Source organism: Streptomyces sp. AB3(2024) (genome assembly GCF_041862025.1).
In the GTDB taxonomy this organism is placed as follows: domain Bacteria; phylum Actinomycetota; class Actinomycetes; order Streptomycetales; family Streptomycetaceae; genus Streptomyces.
In genome coordinates this window covers 17,643-32,311 of the sequence record NZ_JBGWAB010000033.1, presented here as the reverse complement: position 1 = coordinate 32,311, position 14,669 = coordinate 17,643, and the positions used below count along the sequence as shown (strand labels likewise).

The following is a 14,669-nucleotide window of genomic DNA, read 5'->3' as shown; positions in this document are numbered from 1 at the left end:
ACGCATGGGACAGGCCTCCGGGCCGAGTCCCCGAGACGCCGAGAGGAGGCGAGACCAGTGACCAGCTTCATGACCTTCACCAAAATGACCGATCGCTCGGTCGACGCTTCCTGCCTGCTCGGTTCCGTCTCCCTCCTGGGTACCGGTCTGTCCGCGATTTCCGCTGACCGGCCCGCCCTGCTGGCGACCCTTGCGGTCAGTGAGCGCAATGAGCGACCGACCCAGGCACCGGTGGCAGTACTGGAAGCCCAGGCGCATGGCGCCTATGGCTTCGCGGCCGCAGCCGGTGCCGGATCCCAGACGCAGACGAAGAAGCAGCAGCACCACCTGATGTGGGCCTTCCGCGGGCTCGAACCCTGGAGTGATCCAGCCTGATCGCATGATCAGGCCGGCGCCTTCAGGGCCGCGGAACCCCACCCGGGATCCGCGGCCCTTCTGTTTGTCCCCGAACGGGGACGACGGAGCGAAGGGGCCTCGGGACTGGCAAGACCAGGTACCAAGCCGCGACCGGCCAACCGGCCGGAACGACTAGTCGAACAAGACGAGGAAGAAAACACCGTGCAACTCGAAGCGCACGCCCCGTCCGTACCGCAGAACCGAACGATCTCCCCGCCCGCAGTCCCGGAGGCCTCCACCTTGACCCCCCTCACCGCGCTCACCGCGCTCGACGACGCCATCGAGAACCTCGGCGTACCCGTCCCCTGCCGCACCTTCGACCCCGAGGTCTTCTTCGCCGAGTCCCCGGCCGACGTCGAGTACGCCAAGTCCCTCTGCGGCACCTGCCCGCTGGTCGAGGCCTGCCTCGCCGGCGCCCAGGAGCGCCGCGAGCCCTGGGGCGTCTGGGGCGGAGAGCTCTTCGTCCAGGGCGTCGTGGTGGCGCGCAAGCGTCCCCGTGGCCGTCCGCGCAAGAACCCGGTTGCAGCGGCATGACCGCCATCGGAACGATCGACCGCCCCCTGACGCGCGACCCCCTGAAGCAGGCCCCCATGTCCCCCTACGCCACCACGAGCGAGCAGCCGCACGGCTCCGCCACCGCAGACTTCATCACCGCCGGCGCGATCACCTCGCGTCAGAACAGGACCCGCGAAATGCAACTCATCCCAGAAGCCCTGGCCCGTGCCCATATGGACGACCGCATGCGTGAGGCGGACGCCGAGCGTCACGCCCTGCGCCTGGTCGCCGCGCGGCGCATGCAGCGCAGGGCCGAGCGCGTCTCCATGCGCGCCCGGCGCGCGCTCGCCATGGCCGTCATGCACTGAGGCTCACCGAGCCACCGGGTCACCGAGCGGTGACCCTGCCCCCGGGGGGACCGGTCCGAACGGACCGGTCCCCCCGGTGCGTTGCGGGGCCCGGACGCCCTCCGCGGGGATATCGTCTGGAGGTGGACCAGCAGACCCCCCACCCCGACCCTCCGGGATCCGGGGCCCAGCCCGTCGTCTGCGCGCGCTGCGGCGCCCGCTCCCCGGACGGAGCCCCGCCCACCTGGACCTGTTCGGTGGAGAACGGCATCAGACAGTACTTCTGCGTCGACTGCGCGCGGGCCAACCTCCGGGCCATCGAGGGCCGCCTCGACTCCTCCTGGTGGTGACCCCGGCCGCCCCCGGGCCGGACCCCGGGACTCAGTCCTCGGGCAGGAACCCCGGCAGCCAGGACTCCAGTTCGTCACGCAGCCGCACCGTCGAACCCAGCTGACACAGCACCCCGATGGTGCTCAGCGTCACCCGGTGGATCAGCAGGTACGAGGGCGGCAGGTTGATCTGCCGCCCCAACTGGTGCGCGGGGGAGCGGGGATCGGCGATCCGCGCCGCCTGGCCGCGCAGCCACGGCCGGGTGAAGGTGAACTCGTCCGCCTCGGCGGGCTCGATGATCGGCTTGAGGTAGTCGAGCACCGCGTCCGGGTCGAGTTCGATGGACTCCTTCACGAACCCCTCGGCACACAGGTGGCCGTAGACACCTTCGGCGTCCCCGTCCAGGGTCAACCGCAGGGACCGGCCTATGGGCTTGGGCCAGCCGCCCGGCAGCCGGTCGACCGTGCCGAAGTCGAGGACGCCCAGCCGCATCCGGCCGTCCGCCCCCTCGATCAGCCGGAAGTTGCCCGGATGCGGATCGGCGTGCAGCAGCCCCGTGCGCGCGGGCCCCGAGAAGAGGAACCGGGCCAGCAACTGTCCGGCCCGGTCCCGCTCCTCCCGCGTGCCATCGGCGATCACCTCCGACAGCGGGGTGCCCTCCATCCACTCCGTCACCAGCACCTGGTCGCCCTGGTGCACCACGTCCGGGACCACCACGTCCGGGTCGGCGTCGAAGGCGTCCGCGTGCGCGCGCTGCGCCTCGGCCTCCAGCTCGTAGTCCAGCTCCTCCGCGACCCGGTCGCGCAGCTCGGTGATCAGCGGCTTCACGTCCATGCCCGGGATCAGCGGCCCGAGCAGTCCGGCGAAGCGGCTCAGCTGCTTGAGGTCCGACAGCAGCGCCTCTCCGGCCCCCGGGTACTGCACTTTGACCGCCACCTGCCGGCCGTCGTGCCACACCGCCCGGTGCACCTGCCCGATGGAGGCGGCAGCGGCCGGCTTGTCCTCGAACTCCTCGAACAGCTCCCGCCAGTCCTCGCCGAGCCGCTCCGCCAGCACCTGGTGCACCCGCGCCGTCGGCAGCGGCGGAGCCGCCTCCTGAAGCTTGGTCAGCGCCGCCCGGTACGGGCCCGCGACCTCCTCGGGAAGCGCCGACTCGAACACCGACAGGGCCTGCCCGAACTTCATGGCACCGCCCTTCAGCTCGCCGAGCGTGCGGAACAACTGCTCGGCGGTGCGCTGCTGGAGCTCCCGGGCGACGATCTCGGCCGACTTCCCGCCGATCCGCTTGCCCAGCCCCCAGGTCGCCCGGCCGGCGATGCCGAGCGGCAGTGCGGCCAGCTTGACGGTACGGGTGACCGCCTTCCGGGGAAGATCAGACATATGCCCCTCCTGTTCCCAGACGGCTGCGCCGCGAGCGGCGGATCCGGGACGGCCCCTCGGCCCCCGACGCATCCTGTCACGAGCCCCCTCGCCCGCGGACCCGGGCACCCGCCCCCGGTCCGCCGCGGCTCCGGCCGTTCACGACCGCACCGCCGGGGCGGCCACGGCGGGCGCCGCCGCGCAGGGACAGTCCGGATGCGGATGCAGCGGGGACCGCTCCCAGTGCGCCCCCGGAAGTGCGGCCTCCCAGCGGGCGGCGGCCGAGGCGGGCAGCTCTCCGTCGAGGAAGGCCAGGGCGTGCGCCGCGGCCAGCCCCGCCACCGCCGTGGACAGCCCCACGTCGCAGGCCCCCGAATCCCGGCGGCGGTGCGCCGACCGCCACTGGACCAGCATCCTCGGCCAGGCCGGATCCCGGTCGACGCGGTCGCGCTCCATGCATCCGGCGCAGGCCGTGGCGCCCGGCAGCACCAGCGGGCCGACCAGCCCCGTCCCCTCCAGCACCCCCGCGTACAGGTGCGGGGTGCCCGCGGCGACCCAGTCGGCCGCGGCGGCCGGATCGGGGGCCCAGGCCTGCAGCCCGTCCCGGGGCGCGACCACCACCAGCGCCGGGCCGGGCTCCGGCCCTTCGGGATCCCCGGTGCGCGGAGGCCTCCCCGGCGCGGCCCCCCGTACCAGGGCCCTCGCGGCCTCGGCCCGCAGCCGGCCCACATCGGCCGGACCGAGCCCGCCCGGCGCCACGTCGGCCACGGTCACCCGGCCCCCGTCGAGCACGTCGACCGCACCGACCCCGGCCGATGCCAGGACGGCGGCGACCACCGCGCCCACCCGGCCGCTCCCGCGCACCTGGACCCGTATCGCCCGGCGGGCCGCGAGGCCCCGTAAGTCACCGCCCGGTTCACGGTGCACCAGTGAGAGCGATCCCAGATCGGGCCCGAGCCGCTCCAGGGCCTCGGGGCGGCGCCGCACCGCCTGGGCCCGCGGCCCTCCCGCGGTGACGTCGTCGAGCAGCCCGGCGCGCGCGAGCCGCCGCACCAGCTCGTCCACCTGCCCCTCCGGGAGCCCCATCCCCCGGGCCTCGGTCCGCAGCAGGTCCATGCCCCGCGTGCCGTCGATCCGGTCGATCAGGGAGCCCGTGGCCGTGTCGACCGGCCCGAGCACCACCGCGTGCGCGGGCGTCACACCGAACTGGACCGTCTGCAGATCCCTCCAGGCCCGTGCCAGGGCCGGCTTCACCTTCGGATACACGGCTTCCCCCTCGTGCTGGTGCGTTCCGGCGCGCGGCCGGGGACTCCGGTCCCTCCGCCGCGCCTTCTCTTCTTCCGTCACCATGCCCGTCTTCCGCCGCACGTGCGGGAGTTTGTCCACAGGCGAGGTGTATTAGGCATATGAGATGGAGAAAGAGGTGCCCCCGGGGCCCCGTTCGGGATCCCCATCCGGCGCCGCCCGCGCCTCGATCATGTTCGAACAGCGGACGCGCGGGACTTCCGCCACGACGACCGGGTACCTTCGAGGCGTGTCCGACGACCCACCCCAGCGCGCCGTGGAAGTCCGCCGGAGCGCGCGCCGCCGCAGGACCGTGTCCGCCTACCGCGAGGGTGACCGGACGGTCGTGCTGATCCCTGCCCGGATGTCCGAGGCGGAGGAGCGGCGCTGGGTGGGCGTCATGCTGGACAAGCTCGCCGCCCAGGAGAGCAAGCGCACCCTGGGCGACACGGAACTCACCGAACGCGCCGAGCACCTGTCGGAGCAGTACTTCGCCGGCCGCGCCCGCCCCCGCTCGGTCCGCTGGGTCACCAACCAGAACACCCGCTGGGGCTCCTGCACCCCGGCCGAGGGCAGCATCCGCCTTTCGCACCGCCTGCAGGGCATGCCGGAGTACGTCGTGGACTACGTGCTCCTCCACGAGCTGGCGCACCTCCTGGTGCCCGGCCACGGCCCCCGCTTCTGGGAGCTGCTGGACGCCTACCCGAAGACGGAACGGGCCCGCGGATTCCTCGAAGGCGTGGTCGCCGCGGAGCGCCTCCCCCGGATTCCGGGCGCCCGCGAGGAATGACCTTCTGTCACGGAACGCGATTGTGTACCGGGTCGGTACCGGCTTGGCCGGATGTCCGCAGGAGCCGTTAGCCTGAGCGGCACGCATTCAGCGGTACGCATTCACAGTCGGGATGGGGGACGGTCGGACGTATGGCCAGGGAATTCCAACGCGGCCACAAGGCCAAGATCAGTGATCTGACAGCGGGCACCGATCTGTACGTGGGCGTCCAGATCGCCGGGCCCGGGCTCACCTTCGACATCAGCTGCTTCGGCCTCGACGCCAACGAGCAGCTCTCGGACGACCGTTACTTCGTCTTCTACAACCAGCCGAAGTCGCCCGAGGAGTCCATCCAGCAGCTCGGCCCGCAGGCCGGTGACACCGAATCCTTCCGGGTGACCCTCGACCGCGTGCCGGCGGCCGTCCGGAAGCTGTCCTTCAGCGCCACCCTCGACGGTGCCGGCCAGATGTCGCAGATCGGCCCCGGCTACATCCGGATCGTGGCGGGCGGCGAGGAAGTCGTCCGGTACTCCTTCACCGGCTCCGAGTTCAGCACCGAACGCGCGCTGATGATCGGCGACCTCTACTTCAAGGACGTGTGGCGCTTCGCCGCCGTCGGCCAGGGCTTCGACGGAGGACTCGCCGCGCTGCTGAAGAACTTCGGCGGCGAGGTCGCCGAGGAGGAGGAGCAGCCGGCGCAGCAGCAGGTGCCGGCCCAGGCCCCGCCGCAGCCCGCCGCCCCCGGCTTCGCCCCGCCCCCGCAGGCGGCCGCCCCGGCCCCGGTCTTCGCCGCCCCCGCCCAGCAGCAGCCGCCTCAGCAGCCCCAGCCGCCGCAGCCCGCGCCCTACGCGGCGCCGCCTCAGCAGCCCCCGGCCGCCGCACCGGTGCACTCGCAGCCGACCATGATCGCCCCGCTGGTCCCGCCCGCCCCCGCGGCCCCGTACGGCCAGCCGCCCCACCCGCCGCAGCAGCCCGGCCCGCCCTCGTACGGCGGCCAGCAGCAGCCGCACCCCCCGTACGGCGCCCAGGTCCCGCCGCCCGCCCCGGCCCCCGCGCCCTACGGCCAGCAGCAGCCCTCGTACGGCCAGGTCCCGGGCCAGCAGTACGGCCAGCAGCCCGGCTACGGCCAGCAGCAGCCGGCCTACGGCCAGCAGCCCCCGCCCGCCTACGGCCAGGCCCCGCAGGCCGCCGGCCACGGCCTCGCCGCCGCCCTCCAGCCGTACAAGGAAGCCCCCACGGGCGCCCGCTGGACCCCGCAGAACCAGCAGCTCATGCGCGTCGACCTGTCGATGGGCGGCCAGCCCGTCCTCGCCCGCCAGGGCAGCATGGTCCTCTACCAGGGCAAGGTCGACTTCAGCTACAAGGGCGCGGGCTTCGCCGGCCGCATCGTCGGCAACGCCACCGGCCAGGAGATGCAGCTCATGCGCTGCTCGGGCCGCGGCCAGGTCTTCCTCGCCGAGAACGGCGCGCACCTGCACGCCATCGAGCTCCAGGGCGACGGGATCTGCGTCTCCGCCGAGAGCGTCCTCGCCTTCGACGAGTCCCTCCAGCACGAGGTCCGCCGGATCGAGGGCCACGGAATCCCCGGCGGCGCCCTGTTCACCATGCTCTTCCAGGGCTCCGGCACGGTGATCGTCAAGACGCACGGCGCCCCCGTCGTCCTCCCCGTCACCCCGACCACCTTCGCGGACAGCAACGCCATCGTCGCGTGGTCGGCCGCCTCCCAGGTGATCATTTCCAGCCAGGTGCGCCTGCGGCGCAACGCCTACCCCGGCCACAGCGGGGAGACCGTGAACCTCCAGTTCCGCGGCGCTCCCGGCAACTTCATCGTCGTCCAGCCGTACGAGGTCTGAGGGAGCCCCACATGAACGCCATGAACGCAATGAACCAGCAGCTCGCGGGCTACGCCCCCACCCCCGTCACGGCCCGCATGGAGAACCACGGCCGCGCCATGCTCAAGGTCGCCATGCAGAGCGGCCAGGACCTCTTCGCCCGCACCGGCTCGATGGTCGCCTACGAGGGCTTCGTCCAGTACGAGCCCAACCCCCCGGCCGTGCGCCAGATGGCCTCGCAGTGGCTGACCGGCGAGGGCGCCCCGCTGATGAAGTGCACTGGCGACGGCCTGCTCTACCTCGCCGACTACGGCGCCGACGTCGTCTGCGTCAACCTCAACAACGACGCCCTCTCCGTCAACGGCACCAACCTCCTCGCCTTCGACGCCCACCTCCAGTGGGGCGTCGAGCGGGTCAAGGGCATGGCGAAGTTCGCGGGACAGGGCCTGTTCAACGTCCAGGTGTCCGGAACCGGATGGGTCGCCATCACCTCCCGCGGCACCCCGATCGTCGTCGACTGCGGCCGCGGCGAGGACGAGACCTACGTGGACCCGGACGCGCTCGTCGCCTGGTCCCCGAACCTCAAGGTCAAGGGGAAGCGCAGCTTCAAGGCCTCGTCGATGATCGGCCGGGGCAGCGGGGAGGCCTACCAGATGGCCTTCTCCGGCCAGGGCATCGTCGTCGTACAGCCCAGCGAGGACAGCACCGACCGGCTCCGGACCCGGGGCTGAGGGGGAGCGGACACATCATGCAGAGCTCACTTTTCGGCTACGCGGAAGCGCAGTCCCAGGACCGGTACACCGTCCAGAACCCGCAGCTCCTGCGGGTCTCGCTGACCGGTTCCGACGATGTCCTCGCCCGCAAGGGCGCGATGGTCGCCTACCAGGGCATCGTCGACTTCGACGGCGAGTACCAGAGCACCACCCAGCGCACCGCCCGCGCCCGCACCGGCGAGGGCCTGGACCTGATGCGCTGCTCCGGGCAGGGCACCGTCTACCTGGCCAACCTCGCCCAGCACGTCCACGTCGTCGACGTCGACCAGGACGGCCTCACCGTCGACAGCAGCTACGTGCTCGCCCTGGACTCCACCCTGCACACCGAGGCCATCGCCGTCGACAGCCAGTACGGCATCTCCGGCTCCGGCAAGTACCAGCTCAACATCAGCGGTCGCGGCAAGGTCGCGCTCATGACCTCCGGTCAGCCGCTGATGATGCAGGTCACCCCCGACAAGTACGTCAACGCCGACGCCGACGCCATCGTCGCCTGGTCCACCTCCCTGCGCGTGCAGATGCAGGCCCAGACGCACTCCACCGGCGTGTGGCGGCGCCGCGGCAACACCGGAGAGGGCTGGGAGCTCAGTTTCCTCGGCACCGGCTTCGCCCTGGTCCAGCCCAGCGAGCTGCTCCCGCCGCAGAACGCCCAGCTCGGACAGGGCATGGCCGCCCAGTACGGCATGGGCCAGCACGGCGCCCACGCCCAGAACCAGAACAACGCCTGGAACTGAGCCACCGCACCCCGCGTGACGGCGGAGGGGGCCGCGGGGGGGGGGGGGCGGGGCGGCCCCCCCCCCCCCCCCCCCCCCCCCCCCCTACCGGCGGCCCTACGCGCCCAGGCGCGCCAGGCTCGCCTCCAGCAGCAGCACCACCGAGGTGTCGGCCACCGCCGCCACCTCCTCGTACGGGAACCAGCGCAGGTCCAGCGACTCCTCGCTGATCTCCGCCACGGCACCGGCCGGAGCCAGAGCCGCGTACTGCACGTCCAGGTGCCAGTTGCAGGGCGCCGGGATCGGATGCCGGTCCAGGCGCACCGGCCCGCCCGGCACCAGGGTCAGCCCGGAGGCGATCCCCGACTCCTCGACGGCCTCGCGCAGCGCCACCCCGGCGAGCGTGGCGTCGCCCGGTTCGCAGTGCCCGCCCATCTGGAGCCACAGGCCGAGCTTCTTGTGCAGGGTCAGCAGGACGCGCCCGCGCTGCGGGTCGACGACCAGCGCGCTGCCGGTGACGTGACCGGCCGCGCAGGGTTTGTAGACCCCGTCCGGGTGGGCGGCCAGGTGCTCCAGGTACAGGTCGCGGAGCTCGGGCTGGTCCTCGTACCGCTTCAGGACGAGGACCGCGTCTTCGTGCAGGCTCACTTCTTCTCGTCGCCGTCCTGGTCGCCGCCGCGGCCTTCCTCGTCGCGCTTGCGGGCGGCCTCGCCGAGCATCTTGTCGATCTCGGAGAAGTCCAGCTGCTCGCGGTGCACGAACCCGTCCGGGTCGTCCAGGTCGGAGGCGGTCGGCAGCATGTCCGGGTGCTCCCACAGCCCGTCGCGGCCGTCCACACCGCGCGCGTCGGTGAGCGAGGCCCACAGCCGCGAGGCGTCGCGCAGCCGCCGCGGACGCAGCTCCAGCCCGATCAGCGTCGCGAAGGTCTGCTCCGCCGGGCCGCCCGAGGCGCGGCGCCGGCGCATGGTCTCGCGCATCGCGTCGGCCGAGGTCAGACGGGGCTTGGCCGCCTCGTGCACCACCGCGTCCACCCAGCCCTCGACCAGCGCGAGCGCCGTCTCCAGGCGGGCCAGTGCGGCCTTCTGCTCCGGGGTGTCCTGCGGCTGGAACATTCCGCCCTGGAGCGCCTCCTGCAGCTGCTCCGGGTTCGACGGGTCGAGCTGGCCGACCACGTCCTCCAGCTTCGAGGTGTCCACCTTGATGCCGCGGGCGTACCCCTCGACCGCGCCGAACAGGTGCGAACGCAGCCACGGCACGTGCGCGAACAGACGGGCATGGGCCGCCTCGCGCAGGGCCAGGTACAGCCGCACCTCGTCCGAGGGGACGCCGAGGTCCTTGCCGAAGCCCTCGATGTTCAGCGGCAGCAGCGCCGCCCGCCCGGCCGGACCGAGCGGCAGGCCGACGTCGGTGGATCCGACGACCTCGCCGGCGAGCGTGCCCACGGCCTGGCCGATCTGCTGGCCGAACATGGCCCCGCCCATGGAGCGCATCATCCCGAGCAGCGGGCCCGCCATGGCCTGCATCTCCTCGGGCAGCACGCTGCCCATGGCCGCCCCGACGCGCTCGGCGACCGGGTCGACGAGCTCCTTCCACACCGGCAGGGTCGCCTCGACCCACTCGGCGCGGCTCCACGCCACGGCCGCGTTGGCGCCGGACGGGAGGGAGGTCACCCCGTCCAGCCACAGGTCGGCGAGGCGCACGGCCTCCTCGACGGCCGACTTCTCGGCGGCGCCGACGCTCACGTCCTTCACGCCGTCCGCAGTGCCCTGGGCGACGGTCTGGCGGGCGATGTCCTTGGCCATGTCCCAGTTGACCGGACCGCCCTCGTAGCTCAGCATCTGGCCGAGCTGCTGGAAGGCGGCGCCGAGGTCGTTCGGGTTCATCGAGCCGAACATCGCGGCGAAGGGATTGTCCGCACCGCCGGGGAGGCCGCCAGGGCCGAACCCGAACGGATTCGCGGGGCCGCCCTGCCCGCCCTTCTTGCCCTCGTCGCCGTTCTCCGGCTCCTCCGGCGGAAGGCCGAATCCGAATGGGGTGTCGCTCACGGGTTTCCTCGGCTCGTAGGGCCGTCGGCGGGAGCCGACGGGCAATGGTCCGACAACACACCCAGCGTAGACACCACTCCCGCTTCCGGGCTCGGTGCTCCGCCGACTCCTGGGCTGCGGCAGGATGGACATCACCTGGTGGGTACGCGTCACGACACGTCCCCACTGAAGACAACCGCTGGAGACGCCCGGTGAGTTCCCCAGATCCGCAGGCTCGCGCGCCACACGACGCCGAAATCCGCCCCGAGCAAGGCGACAGCGCCCCCGGCGTTCGCCAGTCGCGAAACCAGGCCGAACCGCGACGGCGCAGCCCCGTGATCGCGGTGACCGGCGCCGCGTCCGGGGTCGGCGCGGCCCTGGTCGCCCGGCTCGCCGAGTCCGACGAGGTCAAGCAGGTCGTCGCCATCGACGAGCGGCGCGGGGACTGCGCGTCCGCGCAGTGGCACGTCCTCGACGTACGGGACCCCGCGATCGCGGAGAAGCTGCGCGGCGCCGACGTCGTGGTCCACCTCGCGCTGGACCTCGACCTGGAGACCGACCCCGCGGCCCGTACCGCGTACAACGTACGCGGAACCCAGACCGTCCTGACCGCCGCCGCGGCGGCCGGCGTGCACCGGGTCGTGCTGTGCACCTCCGCCATGGTCTACGGGGCCCTCCCGGACAACGACATCCCGCTCTCGGAGGACTCCGAGCTGCGCGCCACCGCCGAGGCGACCGGTGTCGGTGACCTGCTGGAGATCGAGCGCCTGGGCCGCCGGGCCCCGCGGGCCCACCCCGGGCTGAACGTGACGGTGGTCCGTCCGGCGGTCCTGGTCGGCGGCACCGACACCGCCCTGACCCGGTACTTCGAGTCCCCGCGCCTGCTCGTCGTCGCCGGATCCCGGCCCACCTGGCAGTTCTGCCACGTGGAGGACCTGGTCAGCGCCCTGGAGTACGCGGCGCTGGAGAAGGCCGAGGGCGAGCTGGCCGTCGGCTGCGAGGGCTGGCTGGAGCAGGAGGAGGTCGAGGAGCTGAGCGGCATCCGCCGCATGGAGCTGCCCTCGGCGGTCGCCCTCGGCGCGGCCGCCCGGCTGCACCGGATCGGCCTGACCCCGTCCCCGGCCGGGGACCTCGCGTACACGATGCACCCGTGGGTGGTCAGTGTCAGCGGGCTGCACGCGGCGGGCTGGCGGCCCCGCTGGACCAACGAGGAGGTCCTCGCCGAGCTGCTCCAGGAGGTGGCGGGCCGGCACACTGTCGCGGGCCGCAGGCTGGGGCGCAAGGACGCCGCCACCGCCGCCGGCGCCGCCGGTGCGACGGTGGCCCTACTCGGCGCCGCCGCCGCGGTCCGCCGGGCCCGGCGGCGCCGGGGCATCTGAACCGGACCGGCGCCCCGCCCGGCCGGGCGGGGCTCCTGTAGGAGGCTCCCAACCGGGCGGGGCGGGCCCGGGCGAATCGGCTATTCCGCCGTCACGGCCTCTAGGGCACGATGGAAGACATGGCACCGCACTTCGACCACCCCGGCGAGCAGGCCGCTCCGGACCCGATCCGGCTGCTTGAGATCCGTGACGCCCCGCTCTCCATCGACGAGGTCTTCCGGGCCGTCGGCGACGACGCGACGGGCGGTACGACCCTCTTCGTCGGCACGGTGCGCAACCACGACGGCGGCGCCGACGTGGACTCGCTCGGCTACTCCTGCCATCCCACGGCGGAGGCCGAGATGCGGCGCGTCGCCGACCGGGTCGTCGAGAAGTACCCGGTCCGCGCGCTGGCCGCGGTCCACCGCGTCGGCGACCTGGCCGTGGGCGACCTCGCCGTGATCGTCGCCGTCTCCTGCCCGCACCGGGGCGAGGCCTTCGAGGCTTGCCGGATGCTGATCGACGACCTCAAGCACGAGGTCCCGATCTGGAAGCACCAGACGTTCTCGAACGGCACCGAGGAGTGGGTCGGCGCCTGCTGACGCGGGCGGCCGGGTGCGCAGACCCCGGGCGCGGGGGCGTCCCCGCCGGGGAGTAGCCTCACACCCGTTCGGCCGCGCAACACGCCCTCGATTTGCGTAACCCCCTCCCGGGCACGAGCGTTGAAGCCACAGACGACACGTACTTTCGGGGCAGGGAGGCACGTCCATGGCGTCACTGGCGTGGTTGCTGATTCCGCTGTTCGCCGCGATCGGGGCGGCGATATGGGGCAGCTGGGCGGCACGCGACCGCACGCAAGGCGACATATCCGAGCTCGCCGGCTACGCGAGGTTCCGCGAGGTCATGGACGAGGCTGACCGGGCCCATCAGGCCCGTATGAAAGAAAAGGCGCACACCGGTTCCGACGCCGTCTGACGCGTCCCGGGAGTGCCGCCGGGAAGCACCGCCGGACGGTTCCGCGGGAAGGCACCGCGGGGAGTACCGCGAGCCCCTCCGCCGGAAGATTCGGCTCCGCTGAGAATCCCCTGAGAGTTCCGCCCGAGGGCCCCGTACGGACCGGCCCCGGGGGCCGCCCGCAGAGGCCGTCACGTACTGTCGAGCCATGCCACGCCGCACCGCGACGATGCTCGCCTCCTTCCTCGTGCTGTTCGCGCTGCTCTGCGTGGGAGTGTTCCTCAGGGTCCCGTACTCGGAGATGAGCCCCGGCCCCACCGTGAACACCCTCGGCGACTCGCGCGGCGAGCCGGTCCTGAACATCTCGGGGCGCAAGACGTACCCCACCAGCGGTCACCTCAACATGACCACGGTCCGTGTCACCGGCGCCGACTACGACATGAACCTGCTGGAAGCGGTCTACGGCTGGGTGGCCGGCGACAACATCGTCGTGCCGCACGAGAACCTCTATCCGAACGGCAAGACGGACAAGGAATCGACGCAGGAGAACGCCGAGGAGTTCAGCCAGTCGCAGGAGAGCGCCAAGGTGGCGGCCCTCAAGCAGCTCGGCATCCCGGTCACCGCCCGCGTCATCGTCTCCACCGTCGTCAAGGGCAGCCCCTCCGAGGGGAAGCTGCACGCCGGGGACGTGATCAAGGACGTGGACGGCGCCCCGGTCAACGAGCCGGGCGACGTGGCGAAGCTCGTCACCAAGCACAAGCCCGGGGAGCCGGTGGAATTCACCATCGTCCCGGCCGCCGACGCCGCCGCGGCCGAGAAGGAGAACCGCGAGCCCACCGGCAGCACCAAGGTCACCATCACCGCGGGCAAGGCGCCCGACGACGGCCACGCCATCGTCGGCATCCGGGCCGGGACCGACCACGCCTTCCCGTTCCCGATCGACATCAAGCTCGCCGACGTGGGCGGCCCCAGCGCCGGCCTGATGTTCGCGCTGGGCATCGTCGACAAGCTCACCCCGCAGAGCCTGACCGGCGGGAAGTTCATCGCGGGCACCGGCACCATCGACGACACCGGCAAGGTCGGCCCCATCGGCGGCATCCAGATGAAGACCATCGGCGCCCGCCAGGCCGGCGCCGAGTACTTCCTCACCCCGGCCGAGAACTGCGCCTCCGCCGCGGCGCACACCCCCGACGGCCTGACCCTGGTGAAGGTCTCCACCATCGACGACGCCACCAAGGCCCTGGAGAAGATCGGCAAGGGGGACACGGCGGGGCTGCCGCGGTGCACGAAGTCCTGACCGCCGGACCCCGCCGCACCCGGACCCGCCGGGTCCCGCCCGGCCGCTGCGACTAGTCCAGGAAGGTCGCGGCCAGGGCCTCGGCCAGGCCCGGCACCAGGGTCGCCCCGGTCAGCACCTCGCTGGAGGAGTCCTTCTCCCGCAGCCGCACGGCCGACTCCCGCGACCCGTCGCGCAGCACGCCCACCGTCAGGCGGACCTCCTGCCGGTCGGGGTGCCCGGCGACCCACTTGGCCAGCTGCTTGTCGCTGAGCCCCTCCGGTACGGAGGCCTCCGCGGACGGCGGCAGCATCAGCCGCTCCACGGTCAGGGCGCAGCCGACGATCGCGTCGGGCCAGGCGATGGTCCCCAGGAACTTGTCCAGCGGCATCCCGGCCGGGACCTGGTCCTGCTCGATCGGGGTCAGCTGGCTCTTGCCGGCGTCGTCCCGGTCGAGGCCCAGCTGGTTCGCGAGGCCCGGCTCCGAGCGGCGCAGGCGGGCCGTGTCGACCAGGGCGAAGAGCCGGGCGGGCTTGTCCCAGCCGAGGGTGGAGGCGTACTCGTCGATTTCGAGGACGGCGCGGGTCAGCGGACCGGCCGCCATCGGGGTGCCGGGGGAGGGAGAAAGGTTGGACATGGACAACATCCTGCCTCCTTTCTCCCCGATAGCGGGAACTGACTAAAGCCTCAGTAAGTTGCATGAGTGGGCCCTACGATCGGGGGCCCAGCTTTGGACACTTTTCCAGTACGCCAGAGACCGAC

General features: G+C 72.7%; 17 protein-coding genes. 12 read left to right on the top strand and 5 right to left on the bottom strand.

The features are described 5' to 3' along the window. The first annotated feature begins 57 nt into the window (after nt 1-57). The 4 genes from ACEPPI_RS16115 to ACEPPI_RS16100 all read left to right on the top strand — a co-directional run bounded on the left by ACEPPI_RS16115 (nt 58) and on the right by ACEPPI_RS16100 (nt 1,588). Nucleotides 58-375 carry a hypothetical protein gene (locus tag ACEPPI_RS16115; RefSeq protein ID WP_373915907.1) on the top strand — a complete coding sequence of 106 codons (318 nt, stop codon included), beginning with the start codon at nt 58-60 and terminating at the stop codon, nt 373-375. Nucleotides 376-558: 183 nt separating this feature from the next. Next, complete coding sequence (locus ACEPPI_RS16110) at nt 559-930, top strand: WhiB family transcriptional regulator (protein WP_363053179.1); 372 nt, start codon at nt 559-561, stop codon at nt 928-930. Beyond that, the gene (locus ACEPPI_RS16105) at nt 927-1,259 is read left to right on the top strand and encodes a hypothetical protein (RefSeq protein WP_030225914.1); all 333 of its coding nucleotides are present in this window, start codon (nt 927-929) and stop codon (nt 1,257-1,259) included. Before ACEPPI_RS16110 ends, ACEPPI_RS16105 begins: the two co-directional genes overlap by 4 nt. Nucleotides 1,260-1,381: 122 nt before the next feature. Further along, on the top strand, nt 1,382-1,588 hold the full coding sequence (locus ACEPPI_RS16100) for a hypothetical protein (protein WP_373915906.1): 207 nt from the start codon (nt 1,382-1,384) through the stop codon (nt 1,586-1,588). A 31-nt stretch (nt 1,589-1,619) separates the two neighbouring features. Here the strand turns inward: ACEPPI_RS16100 and ACEPPI_RS16095 are convergent, their stop codons facing one another. Beyond that, entirely contained in the window at nt 1,620-2,948 is a 1,329-nt protein-coding gene (locus ACEPPI_RS16095) for an ABC1 kinase family protein (protein WP_373915905.1), read from the bottom strand. 138 nt (nt 2,949-3,086) lie between these two features. Continuing rightward, a complete protein-coding gene (locus ACEPPI_RS16090) occupies nt 3,087-4,193 on the bottom strand; it encodes a ThiF family adenylyltransferase (protein WP_373915904.1) in 1,107 nt (368 codons plus the stop codon). Nucleotides 4,194-4,338: 145 nt separating this feature from the next. Here ACEPPI_RS16090 and ACEPPI_RS16085 point away from each other — a divergent pair, with 145 nt between their 5' ends. The 4 genes from ACEPPI_RS16085 (at nt 4,339) to ACEPPI_RS16070 (ending at nt 8,316) form a co-directional block, all read left to right on the top strand. After that, the gene (locus ACEPPI_RS16085) at nt 4,339-5,001 is read left to right on the top strand and encodes a M48 family metallopeptidase (RefSeq protein WP_373915903.1); all 663 of its coding nucleotides are present in this window, start codon (nt 4,339-4,341) and stop codon (nt 4,999-5,001) included. Nucleotides 5,002-5,132: 131 nt separating this feature from the next. Beyond that, nucleotides 5,133-6,833 (top strand): TerD family protein, encoded by a 1,701-nt coding sequence (locus ACEPPI_RS16080; protein WP_373915902.1) that lies wholly within the window; start codon nt 5,133-5,135, stop codon nt 6,831-6,833. A 29-nt stretch (nt 6,834-6,862) separates the two neighbouring features. Next, nucleotides 6,863-7,543 carry an AIM24 family protein gene (locus tag ACEPPI_RS16075; RefSeq protein ID WP_030225900.1) on the top strand — a complete coding sequence of 227 codons (681 nt, stop codon included), beginning with the start codon at nt 6,863-6,865 and terminating at the stop codon, nt 7,541-7,543. A 17-nt stretch (nt 7,544-7,560) separates the two neighbouring features. Then, nucleotides 7,561-8,316 (top strand): AIM24 family protein, encoded by a 756-nt coding sequence (locus ACEPPI_RS16070; RefSeq protein WP_266842151.1) that lies wholly within the window; start codon nt 7,561-7,563, stop codon nt 8,314-8,316. Nucleotides 8,317-8,412: 96 nt separating this feature from the next. Here the strand turns inward: ACEPPI_RS16070 and ACEPPI_RS16065 are convergent, their stop codons facing one another. Next, on the bottom strand, nt 8,413-8,943 hold the full coding sequence (locus tag ACEPPI_RS16065) for an NUDIX hydrolase (RefSeq protein WP_373915901.1): 531 nt from the start codon (nt 8,941-8,943) through the stop codon (nt 8,413-8,415). Beyond that, a complete protein-coding gene (locus tag ACEPPI_RS16060) occupies nt 8,940-10,340 on the bottom strand; it encodes a zinc-dependent metalloprotease (protein WP_373915900.1) in 1,401 nt (466 codons plus the stop codon). Before ACEPPI_RS16060 ends, ACEPPI_RS16065 begins: the two co-directional genes overlap by 4 nt. Before the next feature lie 236 nt (nt 10,341-10,576). On the opposite strand from ACEPPI_RS16060, the gene ACEPPI_RS16055 reads away from it, so the two are divergent. From ACEPPI_RS16055 to ACEPPI_RS16040, 4 genes are all read left to right on the top strand, one after another. Then, nucleotides 10,577-11,698 carry an SDR family oxidoreductase gene (locus ACEPPI_RS16055; protein WP_373915923.1) on the top strand — a complete coding sequence of 374 codons (1,122 nt, stop codon included), beginning with the start codon at nt 10,577-10,579 and terminating at the stop codon, nt 11,696-11,698. Between the two features lie 119 nt (nt 11,699-11,817). Then, on the top strand, nt 11,818-12,279 hold the full coding sequence (locus tag ACEPPI_RS16050) for a molybdenum cofactor biosynthesis protein MoaE (protein ID WP_373915899.1): 462 nt from the start codon (nt 11,818-11,820) through the stop codon (nt 12,277-12,279). A 166-nt stretch (nt 12,280-12,445) separates the two neighbouring features. Then, complete coding sequence (locus tag ACEPPI_RS16045) at nt 12,446-12,652, top strand: hypothetical protein (RefSeq protein ID WP_373915898.1); 207 nt, start codon at nt 12,446-12,448, stop codon at nt 12,650-12,652. Nucleotides 12,653-12,839: 187 nt separating this feature from the next. Further along, a complete protein-coding gene (locus ACEPPI_RS16040; RefSeq protein WP_373915897.1) occupies nt 12,840-13,928 on the top strand; it encodes a PDZ domain-containing protein in 1,089 nt (362 codons plus the stop codon). Between the two features lie 52 nt (nt 13,929-13,980). Here the strand turns inward: ACEPPI_RS16040 and ACEPPI_RS16035 are convergent, their stop codons facing one another. Next, the gene (locus tag ACEPPI_RS16035; protein ID WP_373915896.1) at nt 13,981-14,553 is read right to left on the bottom strand and encodes a PPA1309 family protein; all 573 of its coding nucleotides are present in this window, start codon (nt 14,551-14,553) and stop codon (nt 13,981-13,983) included. Nucleotides 14,554-14,669: the final 116 nt, after the last annotated feature.